At 50.3% G+C, this 18,852-nt stretch carries 13 protein-coding genes and 1 pseudogene; 10 read left to right on the plus strand and 4 right to left on the minus strand.

Translation table 11 applies throughout. The features are described from left to right. Positions 1–6: 6 nt before the first annotated feature. The 4 genes from PSE_RS08955 (at position 7) to PSE_RS08970 (ending at position 5,155) form a co-directional block, all read left to right on the plus strand. Entirely contained in the window at positions 7–288 is a 282-nt protein-coding gene (locus PSE_RS08955; protein ID WP_014284544.1) for a sarcosine oxidase subunit delta, read from the plus strand. Beyond that, positions 285–3,200, plus strand: a complete 2,916-nt coding sequence (locus tag PSE_RS27840) for a 2Fe-2S iron-sulfur cluster-binding protein (protein ID WP_014284545.1) — start codon at positions 285–287, stop codon at positions 3,198–3,200. Before PSE_RS08955 ends, PSE_RS27840 begins: the two co-directional genes overlap by 4 nt. A gap of 3 nt (positions 3,201–3,203) precedes the next feature. Continuing rightward, positions 3,204–3,920 (plus strand): sarcosine oxidase subunit gamma, encoded by a 717-nt coding sequence (locus PSE_RS08965; RefSeq protein ID WP_014284546.1) that lies wholly within the window; start codon positions 3,204–3,206, stop codon positions 3,918–3,920. A gap of 968 nt (positions 3,921–4,888) precedes the next feature. Further along, positions 4,889–5,155, plus strand: a complete 267-nt coding sequence (locus tag PSE_RS08970; protein ID WP_014284547.1) for a hypothetical protein — start codon at positions 4,889–4,891, stop codon at positions 5,153–5,155. 114 nt (positions 5,156–5,269) lie between these two features. Here PSE_RS08970 and PSE_RS08975 read toward each other — a convergent pair. Beyond that, positions 5,270–5,830: pseudogene (locus PSE_RS08975) on the minus strand (helix-turn-helix domain-containing protein); the annotation flags it as partial. A gap of 427 nt (positions 5,831–6,257) precedes the next feature. Then, positions 6,258–6,719 carry an Lrp/AsnC family transcriptional regulator gene (locus tag PSE_RS08985; RefSeq protein WP_041768195.1) on the minus strand — a complete coding sequence of 154 codons (462 nt, stop codon included), beginning with the start codon at positions 6,717–6,719 and terminating at the stop codon, positions 6,258–6,260. A gap of 113 nt (positions 6,720–6,832) precedes the next feature. Here PSE_RS08985 and PSE_RS08990 point away from each other — a divergent pair, with 113 nt between their 5' ends. Both PSE_RS08990 and PSE_RS08995 read left to right on the plus strand, forming a co-directional pair. Next, positions 6,833–7,975 carry an amidohydrolase gene (locus PSE_RS08990; protein ID WP_014284550.1) on the plus strand — a complete coding sequence of 381 codons (1,143 nt, stop codon included), beginning with the start codon at positions 6,833–6,835 and terminating at the stop codon, positions 7,973–7,975. A gap of 13 nt (positions 7,976–7,988) precedes the next feature. Further along, positions 7,989–9,158, plus strand: coding sequence for a diaminopropionate ammonia-lyase (locus PSE_RS08995; RefSeq protein ID WP_014284551.1), 1,170 nt, complete (start codon positions 7,989–7,991; stop codon positions 9,156–9,158). 28 nt (positions 9,159–9,186) lie between these two features. Here PSE_RS08995 and PSE_RS09000 read toward each other — a convergent pair whose 3' ends face one another. Together PSE_RS09000 and tssM are read right to left on the minus strand one after the other, a co-directional pair. Further along, positions 9,187–10,611: a TssA family type VI secretion system protein gene (locus PSE_RS09000; protein ID WP_014284552.1), complete on the minus strand. Its 1,425-nt coding sequence runs from the start codon at positions 10,609–10,611 to the stop codon at positions 9,187–9,189. Positions 10,612–10,616: 5 nt separating this feature from the next. Continuing rightward, complete coding sequence (gene tssM, locus PSE_RS09005; protein WP_256378186.1) at positions 10,617–14,201, minus strand: type VI secretion system membrane subunit TssM; 3,585 nt, start codon at positions 14,199–14,201, stop codon at positions 10,617–10,619. A gap of 273 nt (positions 14,202–14,474) precedes the next feature. Between tssM and tssB the strand changes: the two genes are divergently transcribed. The 4 genes from tssB to tssF all read left to right on the plus strand — a co-directional run bounded on the left by tssB (position 14,475) and on the right by tssF (position 18,848). Further along, positions 14,475–14,984 (plus strand): type VI secretion system contractile sheath small subunit, encoded by a 510-nt coding sequence (gene tssB / locus PSE_RS09010; RefSeq protein ID WP_008549395.1) that lies wholly within the window; start codon positions 14,475–14,477, stop codon positions 14,982–14,984. A 96-nt stretch (positions 14,985–15,080) separates the two neighbouring features. After that, the gene (gene tssC / locus PSE_RS09015; protein ID WP_014284554.1) at positions 15,081–16,574 is read left to right on the plus strand and encodes a type VI secretion system contractile sheath large subunit; all 1,494 of its coding nucleotides are present in this window, start codon (positions 15,081–15,083) and stop codon (positions 16,572–16,574) included. A gap of 69 nt (positions 16,575–16,643) precedes the next feature. Then, positions 16,644–17,042, plus strand: coding sequence for a type VI secretion system baseplate subunit TssE (gene tssE, locus PSE_RS09020; protein WP_008549175.1), 399 nt, complete (start codon positions 16,644–16,646; stop codon positions 17,040–17,042). Between the two features lie 18 nt (positions 17,043–17,060). After that, positions 17,061–18,848 (plus strand): type VI secretion system baseplate subunit TssF, encoded by a 1,788-nt coding sequence (gene tssF, locus PSE_RS09025; protein WP_014284555.1) that lies wholly within the window; start codon positions 17,061–17,063, stop codon positions 18,846–18,848. Positions 18,849–18,852 lie beyond the last annotated feature (4 nt).

Raw genomic sequence — 18,852 nt, forward strand, 5'->3', positions numbered from 1 at the left:
TCACACATGAAGATCATGAACTGCCCTTTGAATGGGCCACGCAACATTTCAGAGTTTCAGTGCCACGGTGAGTACATCGAGCAGCCGGACCCGGAAGCTGTTTCTGACGATAACTGGAACGAATACATCTGGTTCGCCAATAACACCGCTGGCGTTGTGCGCGAATGGTGGTGTCACACGCCAACCAATTACTGGTTCGTTGCAGAACGCCATACCGTCACCGACAAAATCCTGAAAACCTATCCGGCACCTAAAGCCGGCTCTACGACAGCGGATGTACCCTCATGAGCACAGCACAAAAGCCACGCAAAGGGCTGCTGATCCGTTCGGATAAGCCTGTTTCTTTCCGCTTCGAAGGCAAAACATATCAGGGGCAGGAAGGTGATTGTATTGCCTCCGCTCTGGCGGCCAGTGGCAAATGGATCCTGTCGCGCTCCTTCAAGTATCACCGTCCGCGCGGTGTGCTGACAATGGCAGCACAAGACTCCAACAGCTTCGTGCAGATCGGGAACGAGCCCAACGTCTTCGCAGATCGCCATCAAATTGAAGAGGGCATGGACGTCAAAGCACAGAACGTGAATGGAACTCTTGAGAAGGACCGGGACTTCATTCTCAATCGTTTCGGTCGCTTCATGCCAGTCGGTTTCTACTATCGCGCGTTCTTTAAGCCGAAAGGTATCTGGGACAAGTTCTGGGAGCCTATCATCCGCAAAAAAGCGGGCCTTGGCGAAATCGATACCACCAAAGAGACCGAAGGTTACTATGATAAAGCCTATGGTTTCTATGACGTTGTTGTCGTAGGTGCTGGTCCTGCTGGTCTTGCAGCTGCGCTAGAAGCAGCGGATGCTGGTGCAAAGGTTCTGCTGGTTGAAGAAAATCTAATTTTGGGTGGCGCACTCACGTTCAGTCGCTTTGATGCTGAAGCGACAAAAGCTGAAAGCCTGCGCCAGTCTTTGATCGCAGATGTCGAAGACCACAAAAACATCACAGTTATGGTAGATGCGGTTTGCAACGGCTATTTTTCTGATAACTGGCTGCCAGTGATTCAGGGTAAGCGTTTGCATAAAGTACGTGCAAAGCAAGTGGTGATCGCCACCGGTCTGATTGAGCAGCCGTCGCAGTTCCGGAACAACGATCTGCCCGGTGTAATGCAAGGAAGCGCCGCGCAGCGTTTGATTAGCTTCTATGGGGTTCAACCGGGCAAGAAAGCCGTAGTTCTGGCAGCAAATGATGATGCTTACGGTGTCGTTCTAGATCTCCTTGATGCTGGCGTTGAAGTTGCAGCTGTCGCAGATTTGCGTAAAACCTCAAAAGGCCCGTTAGCTCAAGCAGTAAAAGCTAAAGGAATGCGCATTGTAAGCAATGCATGTGTTTATGAAGCGCATCCAGCTCCAGGGCACCGCCACGTCACAGGCGTTACCATTGCCTATTTGGATGATGAAGGCGTAGCTACCAGCAAACGCGAGAACATTGCTTGTGATCTCGTTTGCATGTCTGTTGGTTACACCCCAACCTATCAGCTGCCAATCCAGGCGGGTGGTAAGATCGGCTATGAAGACGCAACCGCAACCTTCTCGCTGACAGGCATGCCTGAAAATGTGCATCTGGCTGGTGCCATCGACAGCTATTACGCCATTGAAGAAACTCTGGCGCATGGCCGCCATCAGGGCCAAAAAGCAGCTCAGTTTTGTGGTCTTACTGTGCCAAAGCCTGTGGCAGAACCGGCTCGCGCTGCGGTTTCTCCAAACCACCCATGGCCAATCTTCCCGCATCCGGATGGAAAAGACTTTGTAGACTTCGATGAAGATCTGCAGGTCAAAGATATCCGCAATGCAGTGGGCGATGGTTATCGTGAGTTGGAGCTGGTGAAGCGCTACTCAACGGTTGGCATGGGCCCAAGTCAGGGCCGTCACGCTGCACTGGCAACAGCCCGTCTGGTTGCGGATAAAACAGACCGATCAGTCGCACAAATCGGTGTTACAACAGCGCGTCCGCCTTTCACGGCTGAAAAAATCGCAGTTCTCGCTGGACGCCAGTTCGACCCTAAGCGCAAAACTGCCATGCACTATCGCCACGAAGAGTTCGGCGTTGAATGGCTTTTAGCTGGCAACTGGGTGCGCCCGGCATATTATCCGAACACAGATCGTAAGGACATGAAGTCCTGCATTGATTTTGAAGTCAATAATGCCCGCAGCAATGTAGGCATCATCGATGTGTCGACGCTTGGTGGTCTGGATGTTCGTGGGCCGGATGCTGCTGAGTTCCTCAACCGCATGTACACGTTTGCTTATGCCAAACTGCCAGTAGGTAAGACCCGTTACTTGCTCATGACCAATGAAGCAGGCACGGTGATTGACGATGGTGTAGCGTGCCGTTTGGCGCAGGACTATTTCTACATCACTGCAACCACAACAGGTGTAGAGCGCATTTATCGCAATATGCTCTGGTGGAACGCTCAGTGGCAGCTCGATGTTGATATCGTCAATGTTACCTCCGCATATGCAGCGCTCAACTTGGCTGGTCCGAACGCTCGTAAAGTCCTCGAAAAGCTGACAGGCGACATCGATTGCTCCTCAGAAGCATTCCCATATCTGGCATACCGTGAAGGCACAGTGGCTGGTATTCCAGCACGGCTCTTCCGTGTAGGTTTCGTGGGCGAGCTTGGCTATGAGATTCACGTGCCATCCCGTTACGGCGAAGCTCTTTGGGATGCTGTGATGGAAGCAGGTGCAGAGTTCGACATTCATCCGTTCGGCCTAGAAGCGCAACGTGTTATGCGTCTCGAAAAAGGCCACGTTATCGTAGGCCAGGACACGGATGGTCTGACAACACCAGAAGAGCTGGATATGACCTGGGCCATTGCCAAGAAGAAGAAATTCTTCGTCGGCAAGCGTTCACTGCAAATCCGCGACAAGCAGCTCTCTGAACGAAAGCTGGTTGGCTTCTCAGTGGAAGATGATCCTGCAAACCCGGTTCTGGAATCCAATCTTGTCCTCAAAAACGGCAAGATCGCTGGTTTTGTTACCTCTGTCTGCAAATCCCCTACGCTGAAGAAAACAATCGGACTTGCTTACGCAGCGCGTGAAGATGCGGAAATCGGCTCTGCTATCGAGCTTCGTCACAGCGATGGCTCGACCGTGACAGGTAAGGTGATTTCACCGCACTTCTATGATCCAGAAAACAAACGGCAGGAGCTCTGAGTTATGGCTAATGCACAAGACATTCATCCAGATCAGGCGCTGGCCAGAAGCCCGTTTTCTCGCAAACTGAATGCAAAACAGGCTCAGTTTGCACGCCGTGGCGAATACACTGTGGCATCGTCCGTATCCGGCTCCGGATATGAGGCCGGTGGCGTAAACTTCTGCGACCTTTCAGGTTTGGTTCGCTCAGGCTTTAAAGGAAATGGGACAACAGACTGGCTCTCTTCCAAAAGTCTGGCAGTTCCAGCCAAGCCAAACACTGCTGAGCTTCAGAAGGACGGAACACTCCTGTGCCGGTTGTCGGATGAAGAATACCTTCTGTTGTCGCCATTGCAGGGCGAAACAGCAGGTATTGCAGAGTTAGATGCTGCATGGGCAGCAGATCATGTGGCTTCTGACAAAGGGATTGGTTATCCGCTCCCTCGTCAGGACACACACAGCTGGATCTACCTCAGTGGCGCGCAAACTTCGGATATGTTCGCCAAAATCTGCGGCGTGGATCTTCGTGCCGAAATGTTCGCCAACAAAGAGATAGCTCAAACAGTTGCGGCACGTCTTGGTGCGATCATCATTCGCGATGATCTCGGTGGACAGCTTGGCTTCCATTTCCTAACAGACAGCGCGTCAGCCACATACATCTGGGATGTGCTGGAAGACGCAACTGCTGAGTTCGCAGGTGGGGTGCTCGGGCTAGAAGACTTGCTGAGAGCTCTAAGCTAAAAGTCTGACAACTTGTGAAGTGAGTATATAGTGGCGCTCGCGTAGTAACTTGCCTCTTGTTGTGCTGCTACCGGATTTGCTGAAATAAACACTGTCCAGTGAATATCTCGGGAGAACACCTGCAATATTACTTCTCAAGGGTTTCACGTATCCTGATAGACAATGTGGCTCCAGAGGGAACCTTTGGAGCCATTCAGATGGTTATGAGCTTACAAAATGCCTTTGTTTGCTTTTTAACCCAGCCAAGAGTGCTGTATACTTGTGGCGAGCCAAAGAGGAGGCATTGGCGTGTTCGGCTTTACGTTCACAGCTACCCACTTTGCAATCAAATGAGCTGATACGAAGTCTGCCATTGTGATAAAACTGGATAGGAGAGCAACTATGAGTGTAGCTTTCTCGACCCCGTTTTATTCCAACGGCCTGATCAGCGGCCAGCTCGCCTCAACCATTGTGTATCATCCACCATAATGGGTCCTGTTTCAGGGTGACTTGTCGCCGTAAGCCTTCAAAACCAAGTAGATTGCCTACGGGTCCTTCCCAGCCCTTTCTCGTCTTGCGGGGAGTTCAGCAGGGCAGGGCTTGCGCTTGTGTTGGGTTTGCGGAGGCTTGGTGTTTATGTTCATGTTGTTGTTCTCATGTTCTAACCCCGCTAATCCTATGGGTTTATAGGATTTTTCACCTTCATCTCATTGACAGTTTAAACAATCCATCGCATGGTTTAAGCGAGGCTTCGAAACCTCGTAGAGCGGTCACCGCTGCCGTTTTGTTTGGCGGTTTTTTTGTGTCTGGAGTTAGGTCTTCAAACGCAAACTCTCGCTTATGGGCGGGAGGGCGGTGAATACAATACCCTTTGCGGGGGAATAAACCCGCCTGACTCTACCAGGTTTCGAACCTCCCGCTCGCCAGTGGGTTGTCGAAAGCCTTCTGCTGAGCGGCTTGTTCAACAAGCCAGTAGAGAGGGCTTACTGATGACTGATACTGGAAAAGAGAAATGTGCCCATACGTCCCTTCGCAATGAAGTGGATCAGCTTCGCTTATCAAGCAATCACCTCAAAAATCTAGTTTATTCCATGAGCGTGGTGATGAGTGAACGAATGGAGCACACTCAGGAATATGAAGCGTTGCTGACGCTGTTTGATACTGTGCGCAATCACATCAATGATGTGCAGGAAAGCGGCGAGAAGATCTCAGAGCTGCTTGATCCCTGTGCACTGGAAATCTCTAAAAGCAAGTAAGTTGGAATGATGAGAGGCTTGCCTCTTAAGGAATATTCTGGCTTGGGAAGCGTGAGCTTCTCAGGCCTTTTTAGTATGTGGCTGCTGAGGTGCCCAAAGCACTGAGAAGGGCATTCAATGATGGAGCGCTGCTTGGTTGCGTTCTAATCGTTGCCTTTCTTTTGCAACTTCTTCTTTCAAGAACCAATGGCCTGTCTTGCCGTCATGCTTTGAGAGATTCTGAGACAAGACCTTTCTCTTTGAGGTCTTACAAAGAACCTCAAAGAGTGGGTCTGATACCGAGATAAACTTGGATGTTTGATTGAGTATCAGCTTTGCTGCTGCTTTTGCGCTAGATGACACTGATTGAAGTTCACCTGTATTATTATTTGTATATTTATCTTTATTTCGTGGTGCTCTGACGTCACCCTTTAGCTGCTCATTTTGGCACGCTTTTTGGTCTTTTTTGTCACTGCAACTGTGTTTGGACAGCGAGTTTGGTGCGACCATAGGTGCTCTGCTGTCACGTTTTTCATCCCCTACATGGCAAAAGGCATAATGATTGCTTTGCCCACGACCACGTGCGCGTTGAGCTTTAAAATATCCAGCTTGCTCTAGCTTCTTCAAAGCTCGGATCACCGTTCTTCTGCTGGTGCCTGCGTCTTCTTCAAGGCGAGAGATGCTTGGCCAGGCATCTCCGGCTTTGTGTTGAAGTAGTCACACAGAGCGATCCCCACGACCTTTTCTGATGCTGAAAAGTTATGGTCCCGGCACAGCTTGCTAATCCAGACAGCTTTGTCGCTGTATTGGATGGTTAGACTGTTACAATGCTGTATCTTACTAGTCGAGCTACCCATCATTTCCTCCCCCACTTCAGTAGGCGAGAAACCTTTGACAAATTTCGCCCAGTTATTTGACGTTTAAATAGCGGTTTGACGTTTTTTACGGATCTAAGCCATTGAAATTTAGACAAGAGTTCAGGATTGAAAATCCGCGTGTCGGTGGTTCGAATCCGCCTCCGGGCACCACTTATATTCTTGAAATTGTTATATAATAAATCGTCAGCTCATTGATTTGTCGATAGCTTGGCATTTCACTCCACCTGCTCGCTAGTCTCTCCCCATCAAACCGAAACCTTCACGCCTGTCTTAATCGGGTCCATTGAAACGAAGGTTTTGAATTTTTTGATGTTTCCGTTTTTGAAGAAGATGCGGCGGGTGAATTCTTCGTAAGCTGACATGCTTTCCACGACGACGACCAGTACGAAATCAATCTCTCCCGTAACATAGAAGCATTGCTGAACTTCCGGGGCATCACGGAAGTTTTGCTTGGCTGCGTCGATGTCGGTTGGCAGTTCGCTGACCAGTTCTACCTCAACAAAAATTGTGATTGGCAGTCCCACCATCGCTGGATCAACCACAGCAACATTGGCAGCAATAACACCTTCTGCTTCCATACGCCGAATGCGGCGCTGGACGGAGGGGGCGGACAGATTGACGGCCTCGCCAATTTTTTGCTGAGAGGTGCGGTTGTCTGCTTGTAGGATGCGCAAAATGGCGCGGTCATATGAGTCTAAAGGTGTCATGTGAAAGATTATTGCATATCAAGCGTCTATATTCAGCGCATTTTTCACATCTGATGAAGTATTAATTCAGATAATCAGTTGAACTGCAGCACGCTGCCTCTCGGGAGTACTCCATGACTGACTTTGCGCATCGTCTTCAGGCCCTTCGGCATGAGTTTCATCAAAATCCTGAGCTTGGCTTTCAGGAGGAGTGGACCAAGGCACGGATCGCGCGCCATCTGCGTGATCTGGGCATTGAAACCCACGAGAGCGTCGGTGTTGTTGGCGTGCTAAGAGCAGGTAACAGCCATAAAGCCATCGGCATACGGGCGGACTTTGATGCGCTGCCCATCACCGAGCTCAACGAGTTTGCACATCGGTCTCGCAATGAGGGCGTGATGCATGCCTGCGGCCATGATGGACACACCACCATGCTGCTGGGGGCTGCGGAGCTTCTGGCCAAATCTCCTGAGTTTGATGGAACGGTTGTACTCCTGTTCCAGCCTAATGAAGAGCATGGTTTAGGTGCGCAGGCCATGATTGACGAAGGTGTCTTGCAGAATTTTCCGATTGATGAGGTCTATGGTCTGCACAACCTGCCCGGCGAGCCTATTGGGCGGATATCTACCCGGGCAGGGGTGATCTGCTTCAGTGAAAGCCTGTTTGAGATTACGATCAATGGGCAGGGTGGACATGCCTCAATGCCTCAGGCCGGTCGCGAAACGATGACCCCAGCTGCCGAGTTGGTTCTGGCGCTTCAAACCATCGTTTCTCGAAAGCTACCGCCGTCCTCTGGCGCTGTCGTTTCAGTAACCGAGTTTATCACCGATGGTCAGCGCAACGTCCTGCCGGGTCACACGCTGCTGAAGGGGGAAGTGCGCGCTGCCTCTCCAGAACACCGAAAACAGGTCGAGACCCATCTGAGGCAGATCGCAGAAGGTATTGGTGTGAGCCATAGTCTCGATGTTTCAGTGGAATTCCGTACGGAGTTTATTGAAGCGATCAATGATGCCGATGCCGCTTCTCATGTGATTGAAGCTGCCAAAGCGATGGGGCTGGAGCATGACGGTGCCCGCCCTTCCATGACGTTTTCTGAGGACTTCGCAAACTTTGCCGCGCAAGTTCCTGGCTGTTTTCTTCTCATGGGAAACGGCACGGAAGGCGCCCATGCCAAACCTTTGCATGCAGCTGACTATGATTTCAACGATGAGCTTTTGGAGACGGGAGCTCGGTTCTGGGCTGAGTTGGCAAAGCAGCGTCTCCCAAAAGGTAAGTAAGCAGGAGTATCCCATGTCCAAAAGCATCTCATATACGCAGGGGTCTCCCGATTTCGGCCCGGCAGTACTCTCCGTTTTGCCTGAAACTGCTTTCGCTCAGGCAATTGCCGAGATCACTCAGTGGGAAGGGTATGCACCCAGCCCATTGTGTTCTTTACCGTCTTTGGCGCAGGAGATTGGGGTAGGGGCGATCCTCTACAAACATGAAGGTCCACGTTTTGGTCTTGGAAGCTTCAAGGCCTTAGGCGGTGCATATGCCGCATTGCGCGTGCTGCAACGAGAAGTGTCGCGCCGTATAGGGGAAGAGGTCTCCCTCTCAGATATTCGTAACGGGCACTACGCAGATCAGGTGAGCAGCATCACCTTAGCATCCGCAACCGATGGCAATCATGGGCGGTCCCTTGCCTGGGGATGTCAGAGATTTGGTGCGCCCTGCAAAATCTATATCCATGCGGAAGTCAGTCAGGGCCGTGAGCAAGCGATGCAGGAGCTGGGTGCAGAAGTCATTCGCATCGACGGCGATTATGATGCGTCCGTTGAAATGTGTCGGAGTGAAGCTGAGGCCGCTGGCTGGTTCGTGGTTTCTGACACATCCTGGCCCGGTTATACAGAGCCTCCGCGGGATGTTATGGCTGGCTATGGTGTCATGACCCACGAGATATTTAATGATCTCGAAAGCCCGCCAACTCATGTATTTTTGCAGGCCGGAGTAGGCGGCATGGCAGCTGCCGTTGCCGCTTCATTACGGCAGCACTGGAAGGATGAAGCCCCTAAAGTCTGCATTGTTGAACCGGACCTCGCCGCCTGTCTATTTGAGAGCGCAAAGCAGCGGCAGGCCGCATCTATTGAAATTGATGAAGAAACGATCATGGCAGGTCTGTCCTGCGGCGTTCCCTCTCCAATGGCCTGGGAAATCCTGAGAAGTGAATGCTCACATTTCCTCACCATCAGCGATGACCTGATCGCCCCAACAATGCGCCGCCTCGCACATCCCCTTGGCAATGATCCTGCCATTGAGGCAGGCGAAAGCGGCGTCGCTGGCCTCGCCGCAGTGATCGAAGCCTCCAAGGACCCGCAACTCTGCCATGAGCTAGGCCTTACCCCAGACTCCAGTATCCTCCTGATCGGCTCAGAAGGCGTCACCGACCCTGAAATCTACGCTCAGATTATGGGAAACAGCTAGCGATAGCTGTCTCCCTCTCAAACAGATATTATTTCCTACTCTTACGCGTGAGAACAGCTGCTCTTTTGAAAAACTCTGGGTCCCAGTCGGTGATGGAGGTTTCTTCTACGGCGGATTGGAGGCGGAGGGTTTGGTCGGAGACGAGGGCGGAGAAGCCGGAGAGGGCGAGGTCTTCCAGCATTGCCAGTTCCATGAAGGCTTTTTGGCGAGGGGAGCGTTGGGATTTGTACTCGCCGTTCCATTTTGTTGCGAGTTTGGGATTGCTGACGAAATCAGTCAATCCTTTTTGCTCCTGCGGTGTGCTTAGTATTTCGGGCGTATCGCTGTTCAGGGGCTTTGAGTTGAGCCATTCGGCTGTTTCGCCTTCGATGAATGGCGTTCCATCATCAAAGCAGAGTTCTCGCAGTTCGGGGACGCGACTAACAAAACTCTGGGTGCTTTCAGTTATCGCATTTGCGACATGAACATGATCGGCTTTGAGTGCCAGTTGTGCGGCGAGATACTGGCCTTCAATCCAAAAGGGCATGGAGAAAAGTGTCGTTTCTAACTGGTGAATGATCGAAATATCTGGCGTGCCTTGCTTTAAGGCATCCCTATACTTGTCGCAGGTATCGATAGATATTGCCGGGATAATGGTTCGTGGTTCTGAGGTGATTTGGGGAGCGCCTGTTATCTCTTGCCAACACGCGTGGCGGCGGAGTTGGTAGATGAAGGGCAGGGACGGGTCTTGCTTAAAGATGAGTGTACAGATCTCAGCTGTGAGGCGCTTAAAGGAACGAGCATCCATCACTGATGATGAGCTGATTTGACCGGCACTTGTTGAATCTGCAGAAGTGCTGGAACTGGTCGCTTTGCGTGCTTTCTCGTTCTCTTGCTGTTTTTTCTCCAGCTCTATGCGTTCTTGAAGAACTCGAAAATCCTTTGCCAATCCATGTTCAAGCAAGAGCTCGTTTTTGATCAGCCGGGCAAGGCTCTCCTCAAGCTTCTCAGCTTCTGATCCGGGTTTGCCGGGCAATGTATCCAGACTGAAAAGGCCGCAAATGCGTCTGAGGATGAGCTCAAACCTACGATCTTCTTTGGGATGAAGCTCTGTCTTGGATGTCGTTAAGCACGCATCGAGTGCTCTGATACAACTGGCCAACGCACCACGTGTTTTCCGCGTCATTCTTGCCAGCAGGAGTGCCTCGAAAACGGCGAGACTCTTTTGCGTGTTCTGCAGCAGCTTGAGGGCTTCTCGCTCCACCAGACTCCAATCGATTGAGCCATGGGAAAGTGTACCGCGCTTCATTAACTCGTCACTTACGGCATCAAAATCTGGGTGATCTTCGATATCATCTTCAAACTCTTCTGAGATGGGTGAAAGGACCGCCTTTGCCAGATCATCGTAGGATGTCACGAAGATGGAGGAAGCAGCCGAAGCTGCTTCTTCTGAGTTTGTATCTGTTGTGGTCATAGGCATCACATCTTTGCTGGCAGGATAAGGCCGGAGAGTGGCTGTTTGCGTGCCAGTGAACTGGCTCCTTTATGAAGCAAGGAGTATGTTGCTTTCTGCCCGTTGAAGCTGAACTCGATCAGTGCGCCATTGCTATCAAAGCCTTTAGTCGTGGCAAAATCCAGCAGTCGGAAGCCTGACCACGGCCCCTTAAAGGTGGTGGTGTGTGGGCGACCACGACCCGCAGGGAAGACTGATAGGCTGCTCTCAGCTTCATTTGTGAGAACATTCGGCCAGATCACTCGGATAGGGCGACGTGGACCATGGGAGTAGGAAATGATTTGTCCCTCAATATTCATCACGGCGCGGCGGAGTTTTGCGGAAAGAGAGATAGGCTGGATGTTGTACTCCACACCGATCAGTCCTTCTGAGTTGAAGTAGCTTCTGCGCAGATCTAAGATGATCTTGAGATTATCCTGAAATTCCTTAGCGATGGCGAGATGGCGACCATCGATGGTTTTAGGCTCGCCCGTTGCCTCATCAACAAACACGATCAGGTTCTTTTTGTAGAACGTTTCGATCTTGCCGCCCGGGCCGAAGAAGCTTTCAAATTCTTCAAGTGGGATCTCTTGCTCAGCCTGCTTGTTGAAAGGATAAAGCTGTGCGTAGTTAAGGTTATAGTCCGCATAGATTTCCTCGTTCCAACTGCGTTGCAGCTCTTTCTTGGCTTCTTGCAGCAACACCTTCCAACTTTGATCTGCCAGTTTTGCGAAAAAGCGATTGAGTGGGCTGGGAAGGTCGACGCCTATGCGTTTGAGTGTATAGATTGGGTCTTCGCCCTGAAGATCAATTCTGGCTTTGGCACGTGCCAATGCAACTTCGCCAGATCGTTCCCCGGCTTGGCGGATGTCTTTCAGATATTCGTAAAGAGTATTAAGGGCCGCATCTAGATCTTCCAGATAAGCCTTCTCACCTTCTTCAGCTTCCACCAATCCATTGAGGTTGGAAAAGGCGCGGCGAACGCGGAGGCCTTGTTCTCTATAGATGTCAAAGGGCAAATCAGAATTGACGGCTTGCTCGGCATTGAGCTCAATGAGCTTACTCTCGTAGATTTCTGTTTCACTCTTAACCCGGTTGATGAGCCGATTAAGAGGCCTGTCTGGGCCAGTTAGTGTTTCCAGAATATCTACGGCGTGGTCTAGATTTCTGAAGTCCGTAATTTCCAAACGGTTCAGCGCGTCATTCCAGTTGGAGATGTAGTTCGTTGCATAGCGGGATGCGATTTTGCGACGGAACTCTTTTAGGTCAGCTTGGGAATATTCCACGGTGTCCCGCTCGTCGGCCACCCAGGCATCCTCTACGGCGACGACGGACAGGCCATCATTCATTTTGACGAAATAGTCGAGATAAGCATCTTTTGTGAAAAACTGCTTTACCCCAATTGGTTGATCATCATGAGCGGTGGTGCCGGTTCCGCTGAAAACGATGTTGTATGCCGGCCCGATGTCGTTTCTGAAGTTCACCGGAGAGGCCAGCTGTCTGTCACTGACTTGCTCGATGTTGCGGTAGAGGCGCAGATCTCGTGGCACTTCTCTCAGATCTCTTTGAGAGGTCTCAACCAGATCTTTGTCCAGCTTCGCTTCTAGCCCGGCGGTTTCGATGGCAAAGACAAGATGATCGAGCAGCGCTTTTTGTAGTTTGAGATCGCCTTCAAACTGCTCCTGCCATTTCTGTTCCATCCAGGATTTTACGAGGAGCTCATTTCGCCGGGAAGCGTCGCCCAGCATAAGGTAGACACGCAACGCTTCCAGACGTTCATTACTGTCTTTGCTGGTTTCATCATTCCCAAGAGCTGCGATCTCGTTTCGGACATATGCTGCAACCTCTGGGAGGAAGTAGCGGGCCAGCATATCGACGTAGGCTTTTTCAACTTCCGGGCCGATCTTATAGCCCTGATAAAGTGAGAGTTGGGAGATAAGCCAGTTTCTGTCGCGATAGTTGCCAAAGATGTCGCTTGCAGATGTGAGTGCGCCAAGAGGACGGATGTAGTTCTGTCCAGAGGCGTTAAGATTCTTATCAGGACCTTGCTGAAACAGCTCTTCGAAGCTCTCGGTTATATCGACGACCTCGTCAGCTCGTGCCCGATTGTTTTCATAGCCGACCCAATAGGTGCTGAAAAAGCCAACATAAAGAAGAGAAGCGGCAAGGCCTGATCCGACGAGAGCGAAGCGTTTGGCGCGCTCGATCTTGATGTTATCGCCCGCAAGGCCGGCTTCCTTGAACACGACCTGATCAAAGAGTGAAGCAGAGAAGTACTGTTTGGATGGACCGCTATGAATGGGCAGGATAGGTGCTGCGATCTCATACTTCTGCGAAGTTGCCAGTAAAACCGGATTTGTGGGAATGGCCTCCTGACGTGCAGAGGAAAAGAAGACACCGCGGATATGAGGAGCAGTTGAAAACTTGTCCTGATGGAGGGCTTTCCCCAGAAAAGAGCTCAGTATATTGCTCAGACCAGCCATTTCGCGCGTGAACAAGTATAGCTGGCGCCTTTGATGCGCCGACCGCATTTCAGAAAGTCGGTCGACAACGGTGTTGTTGAGGTCATCAAGAAACTTGGCAAAGGCTGAATTGAACTCGTCCAACCACTTATCTTGATCACGGCCATCGTGAAGATCAAATGTAAAGCCGAACGGTTTTGCTCTTTCGGCTGCAGCCAGACATCCAATGAACTCATGGAAACCATCGATCAGATCGAACTTTGTCAGCACGACATGTACGGTGTAGCGAGTGCCGAGCACTTCCGTCATTTCGCTCAGGCGAGCGTGAACAAGGGCTGCTTTCGTTGTTCGTTCTTGCGAGCTGAGTGAAAGCAGTTCTGAGAGATCCAGACACAATACGACGCCATTGATCGGTCTGCGTGGCCGGTTATCCCGCAAAAGCTTTAGGAAACGACGCCATAAACCGGAGTAATACGTTTCTTTAGAGTCTGGTTGCTGGCCGTTTACATGCTCAACGAACTGGCCTGCGACATCAAAGAGAACAGCTTCATCAGTTACCCAGCAATCGACGTCCTTGGTTGGTTGGACGTGTTTTGCATCTTCCTGAGAGAATAGGTGGGCGAGCGGGAACTTTAAATTCGATTCAACGATCAGGGATGTCTTACCTGAACTGGGAGAGCCCAATACGACGAACCAGGGAAGTGCGTAGAGGTTCTTTCCTTTCTTCCGTTCACCCTTGCCTGCCCAATTTCTGCTGATTGTTTGGAGTGCCTGTGTGAAGCCGCGTTCAAACTCATTCAGATAGGATAGATCAGGTGTCTTTGGCTTTTCTTTTTTGTCTTTATTTTTACTTAAATCAACCTTTTTCTTCTTTATGCTTACATAAACTAAGTTACTCACGCCCCAAATGACAGAAAGTATGGCCATTGCTACTGTCGCATAGATTAATTTTCTTTCGTCTGTTGGAGCGAAAGAGAAGACCGTATCCCTGAATAAAAATACGCATAAAACTAGTAAAATTAGAAATGTTAGGCTGATAAATATATATGACGTAGTTAATTTAATAATCGATAATAGTATTAATTTGATTATTGAAAGAGATCTAGCCATCACTACGCTTCTCTGATTGATGTTAATAGGCGCGAATCACGTGTTGTGTTTGAATAATCTATTTGTTTCAGAATATTTACTTTGCTAATCAATATGACTAAAGTCTAATAATGCAACTTTTACTTTTCTGTTGTCGATCGTTTTTCTTTCCGATAGGCCTAAAGAAAATTTAGAGTCGAATTGGCGCTAAAGTGTTTAATTTTAGATTTGAGTATAATCTTAGGTAAATCCTAAGTTGTTTTCTGATTTTCTAAGAAGAGATGGGGAAGTTCTATGGCTGGCAAGGAAGGTTCTGTTGCGCCAAAAGAGCGAATTAATATTCGTTATGTTCCGGCAACTGGTGATCAGCAGGAAGAAGTTGAACTGCCGCTGCGTCTAGTCATGCTGGGTGATTACAACGGCAAAGAAGATGACACGCCTCTTGAAGACCGCGAGCTGCTTTCCGTCGATAAAAATACCTTTGCATCGGTTATGAAAGAAGCTGGTCTGGAGCGTGAGCTGACAGTTAAAAATACCCTTGTTGAAGATGAGGATGCGCAGCTGGCCGTCAACTTGAAGTTTGAAGGCCTGAAGGACTTTGAGCCAGACTCCATTGTTAAACAAGTGCCTGAACTTAAAAAGCTAATTGATCTTCGTGAAGCGCTGGTTGCTTTGAAAGGGCCGCTTGGAAACATACCGGCATTCCGTAACCGGCTCGAGCAGATTTTGCAGGACAAAGAGCAAAGGGAAAAGCTTTTGTCAGAGCTGGATGCAGTCGTGTCTTCTCAGGAAGAAACCAGCTGATTTCGAGCTGTTGCAAGTAAAATTTCTGTAAAGCTGCGGAGCTCCATAGTTTTGATCCGCAAGTACTTTTCTAATTAAAAACATGGATATGATGACATGGTAGATGTATCAGCCTCTGCCGGCCAGCCGGATGTTGCCGGTGCGGGCGCCGCGATTTCTCTTTTAGATCAGATTATGGAAGAAACGCGCATTCGCCCGGAAGACGAAGAAAGCTATTCCATAGCGCGCAGAGGCGTAGAGGCGTTTATTTCCGACCTCCTTTCCAGTCAGGAAGTTGATCAACGGATCAATCGCGTTCTGGTCGATCGCATGATCTCCGAGTTGGACTTGAAAGTTTCCTCGCAGCTGGACGAAATCCTTCATGATGAGAAGTTTCAGGAACTTGAGTCTGCCTGGCGCGGACTGAAGCTGCTGGTTGATCGCACAGATTTCCGTGAAAACATCAAGATCGATGTGCTTTCTGTTTCCAAAGACAAGCTGCTGGAAGATTTTGAAACGAGCCCGGAAGTCGTACAATCCGGCCTTTACAAGCACGTCTATTCAAGTGGTTATGGCCAGTTTGGTGGTGAGCCAGTCGGCGCCATGATTGCGAACTATGACTTTGGTCCAGGTGCTCGTGATGTAAAACTGCTGCAGTTTGCTGCTTCTGTCGGTGCAATGGCACACGCTCCATTTATTGCGGCGGCAGGTCCAAAGATGTTCGACGTTGATGAGTATGTGGATCTGCCAGCGCAGAAAGATCTGTTTTCCATCTACGAAGGACCGCGTTTCCGCAAATGGATGGGCTTCCGACAGAGTGAAGACTCCCGCTATGTTGGCTTGACATGTCCACGCTTCTTGCTTCGCATGCCGTATGACGCTGAAGAAAATCCAGTTGATGCGTTCGTCTACAATGAGAACGTGACGGAAGAGCATGAGAGCTACCTTTGGGGTAATACTTCCTTCTTGATGGCGACCCGCCTTACAGAGAGCTTTGCGAAATACCGTTGGTGTCCAAACATCATTGGCCCTCAATCTGGTGGTGCTGTTCACGATCTTCCAGTGCATGTGTTCGAAGCATTTGGTCAGCTTGAAGAGAAAATCCCGACAGAAGTTCTGGTCACAGATCGTCGCGAGTTTGAGCTTGCAGAAGAAGGCTTCATTGCGCTGACCATGCGCAAAGGCTCTGACAATGCCGCTTTCTTCTCCGCAAACTCTGCCCAGAAGCCGAAAATCTTCCAGAATACGAAGGAAGGTAAAGAAGCGGAGACCAACTACAAACTTGGTACGCAGCTTCCTTACATGATGATTGTGAACCGTCTGGCGCACTACATCAAAGTGCTGCAGCGTGAGCAGATTGGGTCCTGGAAAGAACGTGAAGATCTTGAGCGTGAGCTGAACACCTGGCTGCGCCAGTACGTGGCCGATCAGGAGAACCCACCTCAAGATGTGCGTTCACGTCGTCCATTGCGTGCTGCTGAAGTTATCGTCTCCGATGTTGAAGGTGATCCGGGTTGGTACCAGGTGTCTTTGAAGGTGCGTCCGCACTTCAAGTACATGGGTGCAAACTTTGAGCTGTCGCTCGTAGGTAAGCTGGACAAGGATAGCTAAGGCTGACCTATGAGAAAGCGCGAAGATACCGTTGTTTGGGACAGTAGACTTCGGACAGCTCGGGGCAGTTTGTTTGAGCGTTTGATTGCTGATGAGGAGGAGGTAGCTCCTCCTCAGAGCGTCGATTTGCTGGAAGCCAAAGTAAATTCGATCAAACGTCACTTGGCTAAACTGTTGAACGCCAGAGCAGGGGCTTCTGCTGCTACTCCGGATTTAGGGCTGGTGGACTTCAACCTGTCCAGTGTTGCGACCAACGATCTGACCCAACACATCGCAGCGTCTATTCGCCAATGCATCGAGAGATACGAACCGCGGGTGAAGGTGCGATCAGTTCATTTTGTCCGTGATCCCGACAGGCCGTTAGAGCTGCGCTTCAAAGCAACGTTGCTCATGCCCGCCCTTAGCAAGGGAGAGCAGGTGCAAATCGATATCCTCATGAAAGACGGGCATGTCGCCCACATTGTTTAGTCAAGCAGGCACCCAGCTGTGAAAGCTTCTTACTTTCAGGACGAACTGACTTATCTGCGCGAGAGCGGTCGGCTTTTTTCCGAGCGCAATCCGCGGCTGTCAAAGTATCTGTCTGACGCCTCCACTGACCCTGATGTGGAACGGTTGCTGGAGGGCTTTGCGTTCCTGACATCAAGATTGCGCGAGAAGCTGGATGATGAGTTGCCAGAGCTCACCCACTCGCTCGTGCAGTTGCTTATTCCAAACTTCCTGCGGGCATTTCCTTCAACAACGCTGATGCAGATGGTACCCGTTGAAAAAGCGATTACAGAACGTCAGGTTCTGCCTGCCGGCTCGCAAATTCTGTCGAAGCCAGTTGATGAGATTGTTTGTCCGTTTCAAACCACAGCAGATGTAACCGTTTATCCGCTTGATATCGTCGAGCAGGACGTTCAGCGGTCACGCGAGAGCACAGTCCTGACGCTTAAGTTCCAGACACTCTCTGGTTTGCCGTTTTCTCGACTGAGTTTCCGCGATCTGCGTTTATGGATTGCAGGAGATGAGGTCGCCGCGCAGATGCTTTATCTGTGGCTGGGGCGATATCTGAAGGACATCAGTGTTTGCTTTGAATCCGAAGAGGCAGGGGATGACGAAGTTACCCGCTATAAGCTTCCGATCTCGGCGTTACAGCCGGGCAGTTTTGGTGGATCTGAGGCACTACTTCCCAATGAAAACTCGGCCTATGAGGGCTATCGCCTGCTGCAGGAGTACTTCGTCTTTCCTGCGAAGTTCCAATGCTATGATATCGATGGACTAGAACCGTTTTTCCGAAATCGCGAAGAGACAGATTTCTCATTAGAGCTCACGTTCTCCAGGCCTCTGCCACCAGAGGTTAAAGTCCGCCCTGGAACGTTCCGTCTTTACTGCGTGCCAGCAGTGAACCTGTTTGCCTATGATGCTGAGCCGATGAAGATCGATCATAGCCAAATGCGGTATCCAATCAGGCCAACCGCCAATGGGCGTGGTGCGATCGATATCTTCTCTATCGACCGCATTATGAGTTGGCGTGCTGCAAAAGATCCGACAAGCGGGTCTCATTTGCGAGAGTATCCGTCTTTTGAGTCTTTCCATCACGAAGTTGAACGGGCAGATGGCCTAACTCAGATTTACTATCGCTTGCGGCTTCGCGAAGCCTTGGGCAAGCGCGGCATGGAACATCTGGTTTCATTCGTGCGCCATGACAATGAGCGCGCGATCCCGGAGCATGAAGTATTGTCCGCAGACCTGAAGTGCTTCCATCCCAACCATGCGATGGAATTGGGAGCAGGGGATGTGTGTGAACCAACCGGTGAAACGCCAAGCTTTGTGACCTTCAAGAACTTGGGGCAGCCAACAGCGCCAGTTTATCCGCCACTGGATGGATCGCTCTACTGGAACCTTATTTCCAATCTTTCTCTCAATTACGTCTCTCTTCTTGAGAAAGAAGCGTTGAAGACCGTGATTGCGACCTACGATTTTCAGGCGCGCCTGAACCGGCAAGATGAGCGGGTCAGCAAGCAGCGTATTGATGGCATTGTTTCGATTGAGACAAAGCCAGTCGACAAGCTATTCCGAGGGCAGGCTGTTCGAGGTTTGAAAACAGTCATGTCCCTCAATGAAGAGGCGTTTCAGAGTGAGGGCGAAATGTTCTTGTTCTGCAGTGTGCTTGCAGAGTTCTTTTCTCTCTATTCAAGTGTCAATTCGTTCCACGAACTCATCGTAAATGGAACGCAAAATAATGAAGTTTATCAATGGCCAGCGAAAATTGGGCGACAGCCTCTGATTTAAGAGG

The sequence above is a fragment of the Pseudovibrio sp. FO-BEG1 genome, assembly GCF_000236645.1.
Taxonomy (GTDB): Bacteria; Pseudomonadota; Alphaproteobacteria; order Rhizobiales; family Stappiaceae; genus Pseudovibrio.

Coding starts and splice junctions, on each gene's coding strand:
- PSE_RS08955 (WP_014284544.1), top strand. CDS start 7: ATGAAGATCATGAACTGCCCTTTGAATGGGCCACGCAACATTTCAGAG.
- PSE_RS27840 (WP_014284545.1), top strand. CDS start 285: ATGAGCACAGCACAAAAGCCACGCAAAGGGCTGCTGATCCGTTCGGAT.
- PSE_RS08965 (WP_014284546.1), top strand. CDS start 3,204: ATGGCTAATGCACAAGACATTCATCCAGATCAGGCGCTGGCCAGAAGC.
- PSE_RS08970 (WP_014284547.1), top strand. CDS start 4,889: ATGACTGATACTGGAAAAGAGAAATGTGCCCATACGTCCCTTCGCAAT.
- PSE_RS08985 (WP_041768195.1), bottom strand. CDS start 6,719: ATGACACCTTTAGACTCATATGACCGCGCCATTTTGCGCATCCTACAA.
- PSE_RS08990 (WP_014284550.1), top strand. CDS start 6,833: ATGACTGACTTTGCGCATCGTCTTCAGGCCCTTCGGCATGAGTTTCAT.
- PSE_RS08995 (WP_014284551.1), top strand. CDS start 7,989: ATGTCCAAAAGCATCTCATATACGCAGGGGTCTCCCGATTTCGGCCCG.
- PSE_RS09000 (WP_014284552.1), bottom strand. CDS start 10,611: ATGACCACAACAGATACAAACTCAGAAGAAGCAGCTTCGGCTGCTTCC.
- tssM (WP_256378186.1), bottom strand. CDS start 14,201: ATGGCTAGATCTCTTTCAATAATCAAATTAATACTATTATCGATTATT.
- tssB (WP_008549395.1), top strand. CDS start 14,475: ATGGCTGGCAAGGAAGGTTCTGTTGCGCCAAAAGAGCGAATTAATATT.
- tssC (WP_014284554.1), top strand. CDS start 15,081: ATGGTAGATGTATCAGCCTCTGCCGGCCAGCCGGATGTTGCCGGTGCG.